At 59.0% G+C, this 18,008-nt stretch carries 15 protein-coding genes; 2 read left to right on the top strand and 13 right to left on the bottom strand.

Annotation, left to right across the window (positions count from 1 at the left end):
* Positions 1 to 374 precede the first annotated feature (374 nt).
* The 11 genes from zipA to ccmA all read right to left on the bottom strand — a co-directional run bounded on the left by zipA (position 375) and on the right by ccmA (position 13,427).
* Entirely contained in the window at positions 375 to 2,153 is a 1,779-nt protein-coding gene (gene zipA / locus BMY49_RS12465) for a cell division protein ZipA (RefSeq protein ID WP_089675705.1), read from the bottom strand.
* Between the two features lie 583 nt (positions 2,154 to 2,736).
* A complete protein-coding gene (gene smc / locus BMY49_RS12470) occupies positions 2,737 to 6,237 on the bottom strand; it encodes a chromosome segregation protein SMC (RefSeq protein WP_089675706.1) in 3,501 nt (1,166 codons plus the stop codon).
* A 33-nt stretch (positions 6,238 to 6,270) separates the two neighbouring features.
* Positions 6,271 to 7,512: a c-type cytochrome biogenesis protein CcmI gene (gene ccmI / locus BMY49_RS12475; RefSeq protein ID WP_089675707.1), complete on the bottom strand. Its 1,242-nt coding sequence runs from the start codon at positions 7,510 to 7,512 to the stop codon at positions 6,271 to 6,273.
* On the bottom strand, positions 7,509 to 7,979 hold the full coding sequence (locus BMY49_RS12480) for a cytochrome c-type biogenesis protein (protein WP_062361584.1): 471 nt from the start codon (positions 7,977 to 7,979) through the stop codon (positions 7,509 to 7,511). Before BMY49_RS12480 ends, ccmI begins: the two co-directional genes overlap by 4 nt.
* Positions 7,970 to 8,497, bottom strand: coding sequence for a DsbE family thiol:disulfide interchange protein (locus BMY49_RS12485; protein WP_058579615.1), 528 nt, complete (start codon positions 8,495 to 8,497; stop codon positions 7,970 to 7,972). Before BMY49_RS12485 ends, BMY49_RS12480 begins: the two co-directional genes overlap by 10 nt.
* Complete coding sequence (locus tag BMY49_RS12490; protein WP_089675708.1) at positions 8,494 to 10,500, bottom strand: heme lyase CcmF/NrfE family subunit; 2,007 nt, start codon at positions 10,498 to 10,500, stop codon at positions 8,494 to 8,496. The genes BMY49_RS12485 and BMY49_RS12490 overlap by 4 nt, the downstream gene beginning before the upstream one ends.
* 50 nt (positions 10,501 to 10,550) lie before the next feature.
* Entirely contained in the window at positions 10,551 to 11,060 is a 510-nt protein-coding gene (gene ccmE / locus BMY49_RS12495; RefSeq protein WP_044629992.1) for a cytochrome c maturation protein CcmE, read from the bottom strand.
* Positions 11,050 to 11,304, bottom strand: coding sequence for a heme exporter protein CcmD (gene ccmD / locus BMY49_RS12500; protein WP_044629993.1), 255 nt, complete (start codon positions 11,302 to 11,304; stop codon positions 11,050 to 11,052). The genes ccmE and ccmD overlap by 11 nt, the downstream gene beginning before the upstream one ends.
* Positions 11,304 to 12,044: a heme ABC transporter permease gene (locus BMY49_RS12505; protein ID WP_058579617.1), complete on the bottom strand. Its 741-nt coding sequence runs from the start codon at positions 12,042 to 12,044 to the stop codon at positions 11,304 to 11,306. The genes ccmD and BMY49_RS12505 overlap by 1 nt, the downstream gene beginning before the upstream one ends.
* A gap of 14 nt (positions 12,045 to 12,058) precedes the next feature.
* On the bottom strand, positions 12,059 to 12,751 hold the full coding sequence (ccmB, locus tag BMY49_RS12510; RefSeq protein WP_062372482.1) for a heme exporter protein CcmB: 693 nt from the start codon (positions 12,749 to 12,751) through the stop codon (positions 12,059 to 12,061).
* 55 nt (positions 12,752 to 12,806) lie between these two features.
* Positions 12,807 to 13,427 (bottom strand): cytochrome c biogenesis heme-transporting ATPase CcmA, encoded by a 621-nt coding sequence (ccmA, locus tag BMY49_RS12515; protein WP_044629996.1) that lies wholly within the window; start codon positions 13,425 to 13,427, stop codon positions 12,807 to 12,809.
* 261 nt (positions 13,428 to 13,688) lie between these two features.
* Between ccmA and BMY49_RS17890 the strand changes: the two genes are divergently transcribed.
* On the top strand, positions 13,689 to 14,144 hold the full coding sequence (locus tag BMY49_RS17890) for a LexA family protein (protein WP_228219755.1): 456 nt from the start codon (positions 13,689 to 13,691) through the stop codon (positions 14,142 to 14,144).
* Positions 14,145 to 14,171: 27 nt separating this feature from the next.
* Positions 14,172 to 14,789 carry an IMPACT family protein gene (locus BMY49_RS12525; protein WP_044629998.1) on the top strand — a complete coding sequence of 206 codons (618 nt, stop codon included), beginning with the start codon at positions 14,172 to 14,174 and terminating at the stop codon, positions 14,787 to 14,789.
* 75 nt (positions 14,790 to 14,864) lie between these two features.
* Here BMY49_RS12525 and BMY49_RS12530 read toward each other — a convergent pair whose 3' ends face one another.
* Positions 14,865 to 16,187 (bottom strand): sodium ion-translocating decarboxylase subunit beta, encoded by a 1,323-nt coding sequence (locus BMY49_RS12530; RefSeq protein WP_089675709.1) that lies wholly within the window; start codon positions 16,185 to 16,187, stop codon positions 14,865 to 14,867.
* A 13-nt stretch (positions 16,188 to 16,200) separates the two neighbouring features.
* Positions 16,201 to 18,003 (bottom strand): sodium-extruding oxaloacetate decarboxylase subunit alpha, encoded by a 1,803-nt coding sequence (gene oadA, locus BMY49_RS12535; protein WP_044630000.1) that lies wholly within the window; start codon positions 18,001 to 18,003, stop codon positions 16,201 to 16,203.
* Between the last annotated feature and the right edge of the window lie 5 nt (positions 18,004 to 18,008).

Raw genomic sequence — 18,008 nt, forward strand, 5'->3', positions numbered from 1 at the left:
GGCCTCCCAGGGTAAGACGCGCGACCTTCCTCCCATCTACCCGCCGCATCTACTTCCACATCTTCTGGATAGCTATTGGGCTTCGAGTTTCATGGCCCTCTCGCCCAGATGTGGCTGCCTCATATGCGGTTCCTGTTCGTCGGGCCAGGAGTTTGCCTACAGCTTCCTTCAGATTCCGCCTCACGACGAACACCCTTGCTGTTCAGCTAACGGTTCCCGCTATCAGGGTCCGTAGGGGACTTTCACCCCCAAGTCATCCGGCCAACCACCACGGCGGACCGGATAGCGCCTAATTGGCGCTGCGCGCCATGCCTGGCGCACCAACAAAAACACCCGCCTTCTTGAGGAAGGCGGGTGTTCGCACAACGCGGCGTTTAGCGAGCCTGCATATGGCGGTGCAGGCGGTGGCGACGCTCAAATTCATGAACACGCTGCCGCGCAAACTCGATGGTTTGCGCCGTCATCACGCTGCGGTTTTCATCTTTCAGCTCGCCGCCCATGTGGCGTACCACCACCATGGCCGTTTCGACCATTGCTTCAAAAGCAGCCGAGCTATCCACCGCGCCGGGCAGGGGCATTAAGAAAGTGATCCCAGGCGTTACAAACTCATCCATCTCTTCGATGGGGAAAGTGCCGGGTTTGAGCACGTTCACCATCGAGAACTGCAGCTCGCTATTGGGGCTTTCCGTTTCAAAGCGATTGAAGACGCCCATCGCGCGGCAATAGCGCAACCCACAGGCCATCATTAATTCAAGTAACTTGTCGCCATCAAAACCTTCGGGATCACGCGACAGCACGCTAATGACTACCAACTCGTCAGCATTGGCAAGCGTCTCTTTGGCGTGCTCGCCGTTCACGTCATGACGCAGAGCTTTTTCCAACGTAGGGTGCGCGCGCACAACGCCTTGGGCTGCATAAGCGTCATCGTACTCGTCATCAACGCTCTGGTAGTGATCTTCATAGCGGCTAGCGCTGTTTGCGTAGCGCTCTAATTCAGACTCGGCATGCGCCTGCTGCACGGCGTCGCGCTGGGCGGCAGCTTCATTAGCAGCAGCGGCTTCGCGAGCTTGAGCTTTTTCTTGAGCGATACGCGCTTTTTCCGCTTCAGCGGCCTGCTTCGCTTCACGGCGCTGCTCGGCTGCCAGCGCTTTGCGTTCGGCTTTCTGTTTGGCTAAAGCTTCAGCACGCTTGGCTTTTTCAGCTTTTTTAATGGCCTTCTCTTTACGGCGCTCAATAATACGCCGCTTGAAGGAACGGCCAATGCCTTCAAAGTCGACCAGTCGGTACTCATCAATTTCGTCGTCATCTAACTCGTGATCGCCCACCGTGTCGGCGCGCAACTGGCGGCGCTTGGGTGCGTCGGAAGCGTGCTTGGCAAATACCGCATCTTCAGGCTCGGCGCGAAGCACCGGCTCGGGCTCAGGAGTAATATCTGGCTCAACGGCCGCTGGCTCTTCAGGAGCTTGGTTGCTTTCCAGCTCAGCATGGGGCTCTGGTGTATGAGAGGCGTTTAGCTCAGCGGTGTTCGGCTGTTCGCTAGGTGCTTCATCAGTGGCGGAGAACGACGCAGGTGCTGTACCTGTTTGCTGAGACTGGGGGGCTTCGTCTTCCATGGCACTCATGGACGACTCCGGGGTCGCTGGCTGGGGGGTCTCTGCTTTCGGGGCCTCTTCACGAGCTGTAAAGACACTTGGCTCACGGCGTGGCGGTTCGCGCATTTCGTTTCTGGTTTCAGCAGACGCATCAGCTGTTGCTGACACATTAACAGTAGCTGCCTGGACAGCCGGCTCCGCCTTGTTAGGTTTCGCTGCTGCGGGTTTTGGCTTTCCTGAGGATTTGGTAAACGAGCGACGGAAATCATACAGCACCCTAGAAGGCCCTGGATGCTCTTGGCGCTCTAGCTTGGGTTTTTGACCCAGCCCGCTGTAGTCAGCAGCTTTAACGACCCGGGCACCGCCGTTAGGCAGTTCCCAATTGATCTCGGCCTCTCTCGCCTCGTCGTCGAACTCTTCTAGCTTGGCGGTGGGTAAATCCTTTACCGCTTGATCTAGCCGGGGTACACGACGCTGACGCTGGAGCCTACGCACACCGTCGACAACGATTAGCGAAACCAGTGCCAGTCCTAGAATGATTAACCACTCTCTTAATTCCATGTCGAGCATTCCATGGGTCATCTAACCGGTTACTAGGGCACAGTGAGCGGCACTGCGCCAGAATATGGGAACCTTCTTATAAATCGATATTTAGCACCAAGCATAGCGCGGTTGCTACGAAAAGAGCCAATTTTTGCTGATTTTCACACGTTTGAGCCGCTAAGGGAGCTTTTTAGGCGATTTTTTCGACCTTATCAACCATCAAAAGTGCCCTTTCCGCGTCATTCCATCTCTGATACGGGTGGCCAAACGCGGAGTGCCGTGTGAGGCCGCTACCCACTCAGTTCACCCTATTTAAACGTTATGCTAGTGAATGTTTTTCACTATCGCTAGTTTCTTATGAACGCATTGCGCTTTAACAACAGGTAATGATTCGCAAGCGATAAGCGGGACTTAAGCCTATACGGCCGCGACGACCCCACCGCCAACACCACGTTTTTTCAACAACTTGCTGTTATCAAAGCATTTCGTGGGCATGGCGTTACTATCCGCTTGCGCTGGCGCACCCAGGTGACAGGCACGCCTTGGCAAATAAGGAAACTCTAGGGAAGTCGCAACACGGCGCAGCCATGAGCCACACGCACTATTCGACCAACTCAGCGGCCTCATCAATACCCACGGAAACCAAACGCGAAACGCCGGGCTCTTGCATGGTGACCCCCATCAGGCGCTCGGCGGCTTCCATGGCAATCTTGTTGTGGGTGATATAGATGAACTGCACGCTTTCGGACATCTCTTTCACCAGCTTGGCATAGCGGCCAACGTTGGCGTCATCCAGCGGAGCGTCGACCTCATCCAGCATACAGAACGGGGCCGGGTTGAGCTGGAAAATGGCAAAGACCAGCGACAGCGCAGTTAGGGCTTTTTCCCCACCGGATAGCAGATGAATCGTGCTGTTCTTCTTACCCGGCGGGCGGGCCATGATGGCCACGCCGGTTTCCAACAGGTCATCACCGGTCAGCGTCAGCCACGCCGCCCCACCGCCAAACACACGGGGAAAGAGCGTTTGCAGACCGTTATTGACCTGATCGAACGTCTCCCGGAAACGGACGCGGGTTTCTTGATCGATCCGCTTGATCGCCCGCTCCAGCGTTTCCAGTGCTTCGGTGAGCTCGGCATGCTGGGCTTCTAGGTAATTACGCCGCTCGGCCTGCTGATCGTACTCCTCGATGGCCGCAAGGTTGATCGCCCCCAGGCGGCGGATTTTTTCCGAGGTACTTTCCAAACGCTCTTGCCACGCAGGTTCGCTGGCATCGCTGGGCAGCGTGCTGGCGAGCGCATCGGCATCGTGGCCTAGTTCTGCTAACTGCTCATCCTGGGTCGCTGCTTTGAGCGCCAGCGCCTGCACTTCCATGCGGCGCTGCTGGAGCTGTTCGCGACTCTGTTCAAGATTGCGCTCGTGCTGCTGGCGGGCTAACTCATCGTTGCGCAGCTGCTCGGCTAGCGCCTGGGCCTGTTGGCGCGTTTCGTTGAGCCGCCGTTCCTGCTGTTCGCGCTGGTGGAGCAGCTCTTCGAGCTCCTCTGCGGCCAGCTCGTCGGGCTCGACCAGCATTTCACGGGACTCTTCCAGCTCGGCAATACGCAGTGAGAGGCGCTCTTCGGTATCGCTTGAGCGGGACTGCTGCGCACGCAGGCTGTCGCGCTCGGCTTTTAAGCGCTCACGTTCCAAGGCCAGCGCCTGCTGCCGCGCTTTGAGCGGGGCATGCTGTTGGTTGAGCTGCTCGCGCTGCTCACGCTGGCGGTGGCGCTGTTCGGCGCTGGTTTCGCGGGCTTCTGCGGCGGTTTCCAGTTGCTCCATGGCCGTGTGCCAACGAGCGCGCTGCTCTTCTAAAGTAAGTGTTAACTCCGCCTCATCTTCTTGCAGCTGGGCCAGTTCGTCGTCCAGCTCCGTGGCGCGACTGGAGAGATGCTCAAGGCGTTGGGCAAGCCGCTGCTCTTGCACTGCTAGCTGTTGGCGGGTGGCCGCGTGGTCACGCTCCTGCTCCGCCTGCTGCTCACGGGTCAGTTCTAACGTTTCAATCGTCTCGTTGGCGGCTTCGCACTGTTCATCCAAGAGCGCCAGCGCCTCTTCCGCCCGCTCACGCTCTGCGGCCAGCTCCTCAAAGCGACGACGAGTGACCAGTAGCGCATCGACGCCTTCGCCATTGGATTGCTGATGCAGCCAACCGCGACCGCGCCATACTCCGTCTTGGCTGACCACACTCTCACCAGGGGCAAGCCTAGCCAGCAGCGCTTCGGCCGCCTCGGCGGTATCAACATAGTGAATACTTGCTAACCACTCCGTTAGCGCGCCTGCGCCTTTCACCAAATCGCTGAGGCGATTGCCTGGGCCCGCCGTGGCTGTGGAAGGCGGCGCTTGATCAATCAAGCACCACTCCGTCGCTAGCGCTTCGGGCAGCGCGTTTAACTGATGGGTGGCTACCAGTCGGGCGTTTAACCAAGGGGCGAGTAGCCAGGAAATAACCCGCTCCCAGCCTTGGCTGACCGAAATGGCTTCACCCAAGCGGGATGCATCGGCGAGGCCATGAGCGGCCAGCGTTTCGCTTAGCTGAGGGTCGTGATCGGCCAGAGCGGCATCCATCAGCGCCTGCAGCGAGGCAAGTTCACCCTGCTGCTGGCTCAGCGCAGCGCGCTGCTCGTCGCGGGAGGTTACCGCTTGCTGGTAGGCGCTTTTGGCATCGCTGTAGCGCTGCTGCCACTGTTCTCGCTCCACTTGGAAGGCGTCGGCACGTTGGTCGGCTTCTTCCAGGCGGGCTTGGTATTCGGCGTGCTCGTTTTGTAGCGCAGTCATGTCGGCCAGCTCGCCGCGCTGCTGGCGGCGGCGTTGCCCCTCAGCCTGCAAACGGGCAATACGCTGCTCTAAATCACGCAGTTGGTCTTGGCTACGGTCGGCATCGCGGCTGGCCTCACGCCAGCGGTTTTCGGCGTCGGCCCACTGCTGTTCGGCGGCTTCCAGCGCTGGCGTTGCGTCGGCCAGGGTCTGCTCGAGCATTTCGAGCTGCTCTTCCAGCGCTTCGTGCTCGGGCAGCAGCTCCTCAAAGCGCTCGTCGATCACCGCGAGCCGCTCTTGGTCGCCCTCGCTGACCTGGCGCTGCTCGTCGAGATCCCGTCGGGCGGTGGCAATGTCGTTAGCCAGCTGTGCTTCGCGGCTGCGGCGGTGGGCTTGATCCTGCTCTAAGCGGGCAATGCGTGTGGTGGTTTCATAAAACTGCTGCTGGTGGCGGTCCAACACGTCGGCCAGCTCGTCGTGCTGTTCGCGAGCCTGCTCCAGGCGGGTTTCGCACTGACGCACGCCAAACACGTCTTTTTCGACGGCAATTTCCAGCTCGCGGACACGGCTCTCTTGGTGAGACTGTTCGGCCCGCAGGGTTCGGCCGCGCAGCAGCGCCAACTCGCCTTTCAAGCGATACTCCTGCTGTTTGAGCTCTTGGTAACGCTTGGCGGCTTCCGCTTGGCGCTTGAGGCGTTCGAGCTGTTTATCCAGCTCTTCGCGAATATCGTCCAGGCGCTCCAGGTTCTCCTGGGTGCGCCGCATGCGGTTTTCGGTTTCCCGACGGCGCTCTTTGTACTTGGAGATCCCCGCGGCTTCTTCGAGGGTGGCACGCAGGTCGTCCGGGCGCGCTTCGATCAGCCGCGAGATCATCCCCTGGCCGATAATGGCGTAGGAGCGCGGGCCTAGGCCGGTCCCCATGAACAGGTCGGCGATATCCCGGCGGCGGCACTTCTGGCCGTTGAAGAAGTAGTTGGACTGACCATCCCGGGTCACCAAGCGTTTGACGGCAATTTCTGAGTACTGGGCGTATAAACCGCCCATACCGCCATCGCGGTTATCGAACTTCAGCTCGATAGAAGCCTGCCCTACCGGCTTACGCCCGGTAGAGCCGTTGAAAATAACGTCGGCCATGGATTCGCCGCGCAGGGTTTTGGCGGAGGACTCCCCCATCACCCAGCGCACGGCGTCGATAATATTGGATTTACCGCAGCCGTTGGGCCCAACGATGGCCGTCATGTTGCCATCGAAGGGCACGGTGACCGGATCGACAAAGGACTTGAACCCAACGAGACGTATAGAGGTTAAGCGCATTGCGACCCTTAGCAGCGGTAGCTTACGTGGTGGTTATTCAAAAACACGGTTGATAACGACATTGGCGGTAGCGTCTTCGCGAATGGGGCCGACGCTAACGCTCTCCAAATCGCCAAACAGATCCCCAGGCTGCGGCGTGGCCTGCCCAGATTCCGAGACACGCACCACCAGGCGCGCTTCACGCACCTGGGAGATTTGCGCTTGCGGCGACATGGCAGCGGCGTCGTCCAGCACCACGGTCATCGGCAGCTCAGAGACCCGAGCGCGGGTCACCGCCAGCGGCGGCAGCTCGCCGTCGATGTCCCGTGCGGTAATGAACACCGTCGCATCGTCGCTGACACGGTCTGCCAGCGCCTCATCCAGCGAGACGCTCACCCGCACGCCTTGGCCCTGAGCGGCGGCAGATGGCTCCGGTGCGACACCCATGCGCTCTTGGGCCACACGGATACCATCACGCAGGGAAGCAGCCGTCTCTGGGTCTGAAATATTGGCAACGGCACGGCGCCAACGGTCGACGGCCGTTTCATAATCACCGTTATCGAAGGCGTGAATGCCCAGAAGCCCCAACACGGTGGGCTGACGGGGGTCTAGTTCAAGCGTTTCATCGACCAGCGCCTGTACCTCGGGCGTTAACTCCCGCTCGGCCATGAAGAAGCGGAGCTGCGCCAACTGAGCGAGCAGCGGCGGAATGCGCCCTTCGATGGCGATCAAGCGCTCCAGCGCATCGACTGCTTTGTCAGGCTGACCGGTATCCCGGTAGAGTGGAAACAGCGAGCTCCACACGTTGGGGTTGTTAGGCTGGCGCTCGGCTTCGGCCTCCATGCGCTCCAGGAACATCATCAACGAGCCTTCCGGGTCGTTTCTGATCTCTTCTTGAATCGCGTAGAGCGTCAGGTCTCCTTCGGCACCGTTTTGCTGATACCAAAACGTACTGGCACCCACCACCGCTACCATGACCAGCGGCACCACCAGCCGTCCAGCGCTCGCAGCTTTCAGTGGCCGCTTGGCCTGAGTGGCGGTGTCTTCCAGCAGGCTGCGCTCTAGCTCTAGGCGATCTTCATTAAAACGAGCGTCGTCGATGTCGCCACGCTCGCGTGCCGCTTCCAGGGACGCCATGCGCCGCTGGAAAATCGCCACGTTCTGCTCGGCAGACGTATCGTTGGCTTCAAAGTGATCTAGCTGGTCGCGCAGAACGCGGGCACCGCGCATGGGGGCAACTAATAGCCACAGCGCGGGCAGTAACAGTAAGGCAATCGCTATCCAGAGCGGTGTCATGAAGACCTCTCGCGGTTAATCAGGGCATCCAAGCGGGCGCGTTCTTCTGCGCTCAACGCTTTCGCAGATGCATTGCGGCGGGCGCGTACCATCAGCACGACGACCAGCATGCCTAGCACCACCAACCCAATGGGTAGCCCCCACAGCAGGTAGGTGCGGTTTTCCAGGCGCGGGTTGTAGAGGATGTACTCCCCAAAGCGCTGCACCATGTGGTTGATGATTTCGATATCCGACTGACCGTCTTGAAGCAGCTGATAGACCCGCTCGCGCATATCACCAGAGATCGGCGCGTCCGAGTCATCGATCGCCTGGTTTTCGCATAGCGGGCAGCGCATGGAGGAGGTCAGATCACGGTAGCGCTGCTCCATCACCGGGTCGTCGAACTCGCGGAGTTCAATGCCTGCCGCGACAACGCTGCCTGCCAGCGTTAGCAGAACAGCAGCGAACACCCAACGCATTAACGCCATTTTTCCACCTCCGGCAGGATGCGCTCGCGAACGTCTTCAGGCGATACGTAGCCTTTATGGTGGTAACGAATGACCCCGTCGGCATCTACCAAAAACGTTTCCGGTGCGCCGTAGACGCCAAGATCAAAGCCCAGGCTGCCTTCAGGGTCGAAAACATTCACTTCAAAGGGGTCGCCAAACTCGCTTAAAAACTCTAAGCCTTTCTCGCGGGTATCTCGGTAGTTGATGCCCACCATACGGATGCCGTTATCAGCGAGTTCTAACAGCTGCGGCATTTCCTGCTTGCAGGCGGGACACCATTCGCCCCATACGTTGACGAGCGTGACCTCCCCTGTCAGCAGCGATTGATCCACCTGACGGTTGGCATCCCGCAACGTGGAGGCTTCGAACGCAGGAAAATCCCGCGCCATCAGCGCTGAGTCTCGCTGTGAAGGGTCGCGCCCCAGCCCTTGATAGAGAAACAGCGCGATGCCCACAAAACCGATGGGTAAAAGAAGCAACAGCAGGCGGCGTGTCATACCGTGGCCTCCTGTGACGGAGATTGATCAATACGTGAGGATGCAGGTTGGCGCGCGGCTGCGCGGCGGTAGCGCTTATCCGCTACGGCCAAGATGCCGCCGAAGGCCATGAGCAGGCCGCCTAACCACAGCCAGCGCACAAACGGCTTGTACTGGACGCGCATGGCATAGCTGCCGTCGCCCAGGTCTTCACCCATGGCCACATAGAGGTCGCGGAACAAACCAGGGCGCAGCGCAACTTGGGTCATGGGCATGCCGGTGGCGAGGTAAAGGCGCTTCTCGGGGCGCATCACGAAGCTGCGTCCCTCGTCCCCGCGCTGTACCTGAATGATCGAAGTATCGGCCAGGAAGTTGGGGCCACGTCGGTTGGTGAGTTCCGTCATGGTGAACTGATAGCCCGCCACTTCCACGGTGGTGCCCGGCGACATGCGCACGTTGCGTTCGATGTTGTAGTTCGAAACGACGGCAACGCCCACGATGGTCACCGCAATGCCCACGTGGCCCAGCACCATTCCCCAATAAGAGAGCGAGAGCTTGCGCAGCCCGGCGACAAACGAGCTGGCGTGACGGGTCTTGTCGAACAGGTCGCGCACCATCGGCAAGACGATCCACAGCGCAGAAATAATGCCCAGCGACACCCACAGGTTCCATTCGCCGCCGTAGACCAACGGCATGGCCACACCCAGCACGATGGCAGCTGCCGCCGCGAGACCTAGCTTGCGCCACAGCTCACGACCGCTCATGCTTTTCCAGCGCGCCACCGGCCCCAAGCCCATGAAGACACACATCACCACGGTGAGCGGTACGAACAGCGCATTGAAGTAAGGCGGGCCTACGCTGATTTTACCCAACCCCAGAGAATCCAGAATCAGCGGGTACACCGTGCCCAAGAGCACCGTGACGGTCATGATGACCAAAATGATGTTGTTGATCAGCAGCAGCGAATCCCGCGAGAGCCAGTTAAAACCGACCTTATGGCTCACCCGCGGCGCACGCAGGGCAAACACTAGCAGCGATAGCGTGACGGTAATCGCCAGCAGCATCAAAATGAAGAAGCCACGGGAGGGGTCATTGGCAAAGGCATGGACCGAGGTCAGTACGCCCGAGCGCACCAAGAAGGTGCCCATCAGCGACAGCGAGAACGTCGAGATCGCCAGCAGCACCGTCCAGCTCTTGAACGAGCCACGTTTTTCGGTCACCGCCAGCGAGTGAACCAGTGCCGTGCCCGTTAGCCAGGGCAATAGCGAAGCGTTCTCCACCGGGTCCCAGAACCACCAGCCGCCCCAGCCAAGCTCGTAGTAGGCCCACCAGCTGCCGAGTGCGATCCCGACGGTGAGAAACGCCCAGGCCACGTTGGTCCAGGGGCGCGCCCAGCGGGTCCAAGCGGCGTCTAAGCGCCCGCCCAGCAGGGCGGCAATCGCGAAAGCAAACACCACCGAAAAGCCCACATAACCCATGTAGAGCATCGGCGGGTGAACCACTAGGCCAAAATCCTGCAACAGCGGATTCAGGTCCGCGCCATCCTGCGGCATGTTGGGCAGCAGGCGTTCAAAGGGGTTGGAGGTCATGAGAATGAAGAGCAAGAAGCCCACACACACCATGCCCATGATGCCCTGCACCCTGGCCACCATGTCGCGGGGCAAGTCGCCCGAGAAGACCGATGCCGCGAATCCCCAACCCGCCAGCATCAAGCTCCATAGCAGCACCGAGCCTTCATGGTTACCCCACACGGCGCTGAATTTGTAGTACCAGGGCAGCAGAGAGTTGGAGTTGTTAGCGACATTAGCCACGCTGAAATCGTCCAGCATGTAGCTGGCGGTCAAGCAGAGGTAGGCAATGGTCACAAACAGGAATTGGCCGATGGCCATGGGACGACCATAGGCCATCCACAGCGGGCGACGCGTGGCAGCCCCGGCAAGCGGCATCACCGCCTGAACCACCGCCATGAGTAGCGCGATAACCAGGGCAAAGTGGCCGATTTCAGGAATGATCTTAATCAACATGGGTGCTCCGAATTAGCATCAGGCTTTATCGCACAGCGTGCGTGCAGTCGTTAATAGTCGCTTCCTTCTGGGGAGCCTTCCTGCTCTAGGCGCTTGCCCACTTCGGCAGCTTTCGCTTGAAAGTCGGCCGGGGAGTAGCCTGCTTCTTCCAGTGCCTGCGCCACTTCGGGCGGCATGTAGTTTTCATCGTGGCGCGCCAGTACTTTATCGGCGTAGAGGCGGCCATCGGCCTGAAGCTCGCCAACCACCACCACGCCCTGCCCTTCACGGAACAGGTCCGGCAGAATACCGCTGTAGTAGACCTCTAGATCATCCACGTAGTCAGTTACCACGAACTCCACATCCAGGCTTTCCGGGTCGCGGGACACAGAGCCCTCTTTGACCATGCCCCCCGCGCGAATTTGGCGCTCCATAGGGGCATCGCCTTGGGCAATTTGTACCGGGCTGAAAAACAGATTGATATTGGCGCGCAGCGCATACAGGGTGAGCCCCACCGCAATGGCGGTGAGCGACAATAGCCCTAAGATAACAAACAGCTTCTGTTTACGTTTAGGCGTCATGGTGAACGTCCTTCTGAGCAGAGTTAACTGGCTCTTGCAGGGGCTGCGCGTGCGATGGCTGAGCGTTGCGCTGGGCATTTTCACGACGCGCCCGGCGCTTTACCACGTTGAGTAGCTGGCGGCGCTCCTGACGTGCGTGCCACACAATCACTAGCATCAACAGCGCAGTGACTCCCCAGGCAGCCCACACGTAGACCGCGTGACCGCCCATGGCAAAAAATTCGTTTAGCGAGGAAAAGGCCATTAGTTCGTCTCCTCGGCAAGCTCGCGCACCCAGCGCTTATTGGCTTCTCGACGCAGAATCTCGCTGCGCGTGCGCATCAGCGTGAGCGCAATAAAAAAGCTGTAAAAGCCCAATACCATGATCAGCAGCGGTGCCCACATGTCCATGGTCATGGCAGCGCGGCCTGTAATCGTGAAAGTGGCGGGCTGGTGAAGGGTGTACCACCAATCCACTGAGTACTTAATAATCGGAATATTGATCACGCCAACCATCGCTAGCACCGACGCGGCACGGGAACCGCTATCGCGGCTGCTAAACGCACCGCGCAAGGCAATTACGCCCAGGTAGAGAAACAGCAGAATCAGCATGGAGGTAAGCCGTGCATCCCACATCCACCAGGTTCCCCAGGTGGGCACGCCCCATACTGCGCCCGAAAAAAGCGCTACGAAGGTCATCGCGGCACCCAGCGGGGCCATCACGGTGGCGACCATATCCGCCACTTTGATCTTCCAGACCATGAATACCAGCCCGGAGACCGCCATGGAGACAAAGATGGATTGGGCTAGGAATGCGGCGGGTACGTGGACATAAATGATGCGAAAACTATTGCCCTGTTGATAGTCCGCAGGCGCAAAGGCCAACCCCCAGACGGTGCCTACCAACAGCAGCAGCGTCGCCGCCACCCAAAAAAGTGGCTGCAGCTTGGCGCTAATGGCATAGAACCACTTGGGTGATCTTAGTTTGTTGATAAAGGCCCACATGGTGTTCCCGTCCTCTAACCGTTAATGCTGATGCGCAGCGATGCCGCAATGGCCCAGGGAGCCAACATCAGCGCCAGCGCTAACAGTGCGCCTAAAATCGCCAGATGCGCGGCAATACCCTCGCCAAAAATAGCGGCTTGTACGGCACCTGCGCCGAAAATTAGTACTGGTATATAGAGCGGCAGCACTAGCAGCGAGAGCAGCACACCGCCACGGGCCAGCCCTACTGTTAGCGCCGCTCCGATCGCCCCAATTAAGCTCAAGCTGGCCGTACCGAGTGCCAACGACAGCGCTAGCACGGCGTAGCTTCCCGCTGGAAGCGACAGCATGATGCCCAGCAGCGGTGCCATCAGTGCCAGCGGCAGCCCCGTCAGCAACCAATGTACCGCCACTTTTGCCAACCCCAGCGCCGCCAGCGGCTGGGGTGCCAGTAATAGTTGTTCCAGGCTGCCATCGTCGTAGTCGCTGCGAAACAGGCTATCCAGCGAAAGCAGTGCCGCGAGCAGTGCGGCCACCCATAAAAGCCCTGGCGCAATGCTTGCCAACAGCTCTGGATCCGGTGAAATACCAATGGGAAACAGGGTAATCACCAGCGCAAAGAACACCAGCGGATTGAGCACTTCGCCACGACGGCGCAACATCAAGGTGAGGTCGCGTTTGAGGGTTGCCTTTATGGCCACCATCAAACCGCCCTGGGGTGCATGCATAGCCACCTCTGGGGTGCTCAGTTGAGCGTATGAACGTTGCAACGCTGTCTCCTTCTTACCCCAGCTGAATGCGCCTAAGCACAGGTGACTCGGTCAACGCGTGGTGAGTAGTGACCAGAACGCAGCCGCCAGACTGCGCATGCGCCACCAGCTGCGCCTCTAGCGCCGCCACCCCTTGGCGATCGATTGCGGTGAAAGGCTCGTCGAGCACCCACAGCGCCCGCTGGGTCAGGGTCAGGCGTGCCAGCGCCACGCGCCGCTGCTGCCCGGCTGAAAGCTGGCCGGCGGGGACATCTTCAAACCCCGCCAACCCAACGGCAGCCAACGCTGCCTCACGTGCAGGTTCGCTGCCCTTTTCCCCGCTAAGCGCCTGATACCAAGCTAGATTCTCCAGCGGTGACAGGCCTGCTTTCACGCCTGGGGCATGACCTAGATAGAGTAAATTGGCGAGAAAATGTTCACGGGCTTGGCGCATGGGTTCGCCATTCCAGTAAAGCTCGCCACGGTAATCGGTTAATTGGCCAGAGAGTATTTTCAGCAGCGTTGTCTTGCCGCTGCCGTTGGGGCCTTCAATGCGCACGATCTCACCGCTTTGGATATCGAGATCGAGCCCTTCAAACAGCCAACGGTCGTCGCGTTCACAGGCCAATTGTCGGGCTTGCAGGCACAGGCTCAAAAGACACTCCAGGCACGTTGATTTTGGGTCGAACTCTACACGGAAAGGCCCTTTCTCGCCAGTCACGCTCTGCGGTCTTGGGTCGCAGCGTGACCTGTCTCAATTTCCGCGTAAGAAACCCAGGTGTGAGACAGCACTAGAACTGTATGCAAAAACAGGCTTATACTGTAACAACTGTATAAATAGACACCACAGAATAAAACTACAGCTATCGACTCAATCAAACGCCTTGGCAACGGGCGCTGCATGGGAGAACACACTATGACGATTTGCCTATCCCCTCAGGTAACGTCTCACGTACCTTCTTACGTACCCTCTCAGACGCTGTCTCAACCGGTAGCGCCATCGACGCCTACCCCACTAGCGTCTCGCAGCGCCTCATCACATGCGCGCCAAGCGTGCACAGCCCCTCGCGTCACACGTCGCAACACCTACGCCCTGCGTATTCGCGGCGATCGCATGCGCGACTGCAATCTTTTCGATGGTGACGTTATTATCATTCATCGCCACCAGCACGACGCTCATCAAGAAACCGCCGTAGCAACGATTAACCAGCGGGAAGTGGCGCTGAAGCAGCTCTCTATCAGCCGTTTAGGCATTCATTTATGGCCCGAAGATGCAGCGATGCCCGAAGTCTTCCTGCATAATTGTGATATCCAGGTGCTGGGCATGGTGATGGGTGTGGCCCACCACGCAACGGAAACCCGGCACCATTAACGTTATCCACCCTGCTGAGAGTACTATTTGCGCTATCGAGTCCCTGATTTAGCCCCTGAGACATGGCACACCGCCGAGATTGACGTTGAAAAGAGTCAGTTCTTGGCCTGGGTGTGCCACGCTCCTACCACCGACGCCTTCGACGCGCTGCTTCAAGCGGCCAAAGCTGCCCACCCGAATGCCAGCCATCACTGCACTGCGTTTATCGCCGGACCTCCTGGAGAGCAAACGCATATTGGCTTTTCCGACGACGGCGAGCCCGGCGGAACCGCAGGCCGTCCGATGTTCCAGGCGTTGCAGGGCAGCCAGATTGGCGAAATTGGTTGCGTGGTGATTCGCTACTTTGGCGGCACCAAGTTAGGTACCGGAGGTTTGGCACGCGCTTATGCGCAGGCGGTCAATGCCGGGCTGGAAACGCTGCCCACCCGGGAAGTCGTCGAGCGGGATAGCTATTTATTAAAGGTCAGCTTCGCCCACGAAGCGCAAGCCCGCGCTTGGTGCGACGAGCAGGCACTGCCCGTGCAACAGGCGGAGTACGATGGCAACGGCGTGAGCTTAACCATTGGCTGGCCACGCGATGTCGAGCTGGATATCAGCGGACTGGAAAACCGCCTTAAAACATCCATTGAGCTACAGCGAACATAAAAAAACGCGGCTTACACGAGCGCTTGCTCGGTAAGCCGCGTTCTATAGCGGCAGACGTGCTGTCTAACTAGCCGCTTATCCCAGGTACTTGATCATCACACCGGCAGCCACTGCCGAACCAATGACCCCAGCAACGTTCGGCCCCATGGCGTGCATCAGCAGGAAGTTATGCGGGTTCGCTTCCAGACCGACCTTATTCGCCACACGCGCCGCCATCGGCACAGCAGACACACCCGCCGCGCCAATCAGTGGGTTGATGGGCATTTTGCTGACCAGGTTCATCAGCTTGGCCATCAACACTCCGGCGGCGGTACCGATACCGAAAGCCACGATCCCCAGACCCAGAATCCCCAACGTCTCGAACGCCAGGAAGCTCTCCGCCATCAGCTTGGAACCCACCGACAACCCCAGAATGATCGTCACGATATTGATCAGCGCGTTTTGCGCGGTATCGGAAAGGCGCTCGACCACACCGCACTCGCGCATCAGGTTACCAAAGCAGAACATGCCTAGCAGCGGTGCCGCGTCCGGCAGAAACAGCGCCACGGCGATCAATAGCATCAGCGGGAAAACCACTTTTTCGAGCTTAGAGACCGGACGCAGTTGTGTCATAGTGATCTTGCGCTCTTTTTCGGTGGTCAGCAGACGCATAATTGGCGGCTGGATCAGCGGCACCAGCGCCATATAGGCATAGGCGGCCACGGCAATCGCCCCCAGCAGCTCCGGCGCAAGTACGCTGGACACATAGATAGAGGTCGGGCCATCTGCCCCGCCGATAATACCAATCGCTGCCGCCTGATTGAGCGAGAAGTCCATAATGCCCATGGACGTGAGCAGCACGGCGCCGAACAGCGTAGCGAAAATGCCGAACTGTGCCGCCGCGCCCAGAAACAGCGTGCGCGGGTTGGCCAGCAGCGGGCCGAAATCGGTCATTGCCCCAACGCCCATAAAGATCAGCAGCGGCGCAATGCCCGAGCCAATGGCGACCTTATAGAAGTTGTAGAGCATGCCGTCGCTGTAGCCGACGCTCACTGCGATATCTTTCGCGGCGCGCAGCTGATCCGGCGCAGCCGAATCATGGGCAATCGCTTTCAGCGTCTCGCGCCAACCCTCTACCCCAGTCAGCGGATCTAGCGTCGCGCCCAACGCTGTAGCCATTTGCTGCAGCACGGCGGGCTTGGCGACTTCAATCGCTTGATCCAGCGCTGAAATCGCCAAGCCTGCCTCAGGAATATTGGCAAGAATACCGCCAAACCCGATTGGCACCAGCAGCAGGGGCTCAAACTTCTTGTAGATCGCCAGGTAGAGCAACCCAAGCCCTACCAGGATCATAACCGCTTGGCCCAGCTCCAGATTATAGAGCCCGGAGCCTTCCCATAAGGTGATTAATTTATCCATTCCCGAGTTGCCCTTAAAGCTCAATCAGTGCATCGCCAACAGCGACGCTATCGCCTTCGCTGACATTGACTTTCGATACCGTACCGGCACTGCTGGCACGCACTTCGGTTTCCATCTTCATGGCTTCCAGGATAATCACCACATCGCCTTCGGCCACTTGGTCGCCTGGGCGTACATTCACCTTGAAGATGTTACCGGCCAGCGGCGCATCGATGCTTTCACCGCTGGGCGCTGGGGCGGCAGCCTCAGACTGTGCAGCAGGCTGCTCCTGAATATCGCCAATCTCGCCACCTTCCGACACCTCGACCACGTAAGCCTTACCGTTGAGCTTCACGGTGTAGGTTTCCGGACCACCGGCAGGCGCAGGTGCTGCTGCGGGAGCCTCTGCCTTAGCTGGGGCGGCTGCCTGAGGCGCTTCGGGCGCAGGCTCAAAGGCGTCTTTATTGTCGCGGTTTTTGAGGAATTTCAGGCCAATCTGCGGGAACAGCGCATAGGTCAGCACGTCATCCACTTCCCGCTCGCCCTCGGCAAGGCGAATGCTATCGGCGCTGGCTTTCTCTTTCAGCTCGGCCGCGAGCTTGTCCATTTCTGGAGAGAGGTTATCTGCCGGGCGGCAAGTAATCGGCTCGCCGCCTTCCAGTACACGCTTTTGCAATTCGGCATTGAAAGGAGCCGGGGCAGAGCCGTATTCGCCCTTCAGCAGCGCCTGCACTTCTTTAGAGATCGACTTATAGCGCTCGCCCATCATGACGTTCATGACTGCCTGAGTGCCCACAATCTGTGAGGTGGGCGTCACCAACGGAATAAAGCCGAGGTCTTCGCGTACGCGGGGGATTTCGCTCAGCACGTCATCCAGCTTGTCGCCAGCGCCCTGCTCTTTTAGCTGGCTCTCCATATTGGTGAGCATACCGCCGGGAACTTGGGCCACCAGAATGCGCGAATCGATGCCGCGCAGCGAACCTTCAAAAGAAGCGTACTTTTTGCGCACTTCACGGAAGTAGCCCGCGATATCTTCCAGCAACTCCAGGTCTAGCCCAGTGTCGCGGTCAGTATCTTTGAGCATGGCAACCACGGATTCAGTCGGGCTGTGGCCATAGGTCATCGACATGGAGGAAATCGCCGTATCGACGTTATCAACCCCCGCTTCGACCGCTTTCAGGATGGTCGACGTGGATAAGCCGGTCGTCGCATGGCAGTGCAAATGCACTGGAATGGAGAGCTCTTTTTTCAGCCGTGAGACCAAATCGTAAGCGGTATACGGCGTGAGTAGCCCCGCCATATCCTTGATAGCCAGAGAATCTGCGCCCATTGCAGCAATGGTTTTGGCAAGATCTACCCAGCTATCCAGGGTATGTACCGGGCTCACCGTGTAGGAAATGGTGCCCTGTGCATGGCCACCGACTTGGCGAACCGCTTTGATGGCGCGTTCCAGGTTGCGCGGGTCGTTCATGGCGTCAAACACGCGGAACACATCAACGCCGTTGGTTTTAGCACGCTCGACGAACTTATCGACGACATCATCGGCATAGTGGCGGTAGCCCAGCAGGTTTTGGCCGCGCAGCAGCATTGCCTGAGGTGTGTTCGGCATCGCCTCTTTAAGGGCACGAATACGCTCCCACGGGTCCTCTCCTAAATAACGGATACACGCATCGAAAGTGGCACCGCCCCAGGTTTCCAGAGACCAGTAGCCGACTTTATCCAGCTTTTCGGCGATGGGCAGCATGTCATCCAAGCGCAGGCGCGTAGCAAACAGCGATTGGTGCGCATCGCGCAGGACAACATCAGTGATTCCCAGAGGACGTTTTGTTTCATTCATGGTCG

It is taken from the genome of Vreelandella aquamarina, from assembly GCF_900110265.1.
Classification (GTDB): Bacteria; Pseudomonadota; Gammaproteobacteria; order Pseudomonadales; family Halomonadaceae; genus Vreelandella; species Vreelandella aquamarina.

Bases quoted from the DNA above. Each gene is read 5' to 3' on its own strand.
- BMY49_RS12505 (WP_058579617.1), bottom strand. From the start codon at position 12,044: ATGTGGGCCTTTATCAACAAACTAAGATCACCCAAGTGGTTCTATGCC.
- ccmE (WP_044629992.1), bottom strand. From the start codon at position 11,060: ATGACGCCTAAACGTAAACAGAAGCTGTTTGTTATCTTAGGGCTATTG.
- BMY49_RS17890 (WP_228219755.1), top strand. From the start codon at position 13,689: ATGACGATTTGCCTATCCCCTCAGGTAACGTCTCACGTACCTTCTTAC.
- oadA (WP_044630000.1), bottom strand. From the start codon at position 18,003: ATGAATGAAACAAAACGTCCTCTGGGAATCACTGATGTTGTCCTGCGC.
- BMY49_RS12485 (WP_058579615.1), bottom strand. From the start codon at position 8,497: ATGACACGCCGCCTGCTGTTGCTTCTTTTACCCATCGGTTTTGTGGGC.
- ccmB (WP_062372482.1), bottom strand. From the start codon at position 12,751: ATGCATGCACCCCAGGGCGGTTTGATGGTGGCCATAAAGGCAACCCTC.
- ccmD (WP_044629993.1), bottom strand. From the start codon at position 11,304: ATGGCCTTTTCCTCGCTAAACGAATTTTTTGCCATGGGCGGTCACGCG.
- smc (WP_089675706.1), bottom strand. From the start codon at position 6,237: ATGCGCTTAACCTCTATACGTCTCGTTGGGTTCAAGTCCTTTGTCGAT.
- zipA (WP_089675705.1), bottom strand. From the start codon at position 2,153: ATGGAATTAAGAGAGTGGTTAATCATTCTAGGACTGGCACTGGTTTCG.
- BMY49_RS12480 (WP_062361584.1), bottom strand. From the start codon at position 7,979: ATGGCGTTAATGCGTTGGGTGTTCGCTGCTGTTCTGCTAACGCTGGCA.
- ccmI (WP_089675707.1), bottom strand. From the start codon at position 7,512: ATGACACCGCTCTGGATAGCGATTGCCTTACTGTTACTGCCCGCGCTG.
- BMY49_RS12490 (WP_089675708.1), bottom strand. From the start codon at position 10,500: ATGTTGATTAAGATCATTCCTGAAATCGGCCACTTTGCCCTGGTTATC.
- BMY49_RS12530 (WP_089675709.1), bottom strand. From the start codon at position 16,187: ATGGATAAATTAATCACCTTATGGGAAGGCTCCGGGCTCTATAATCTG.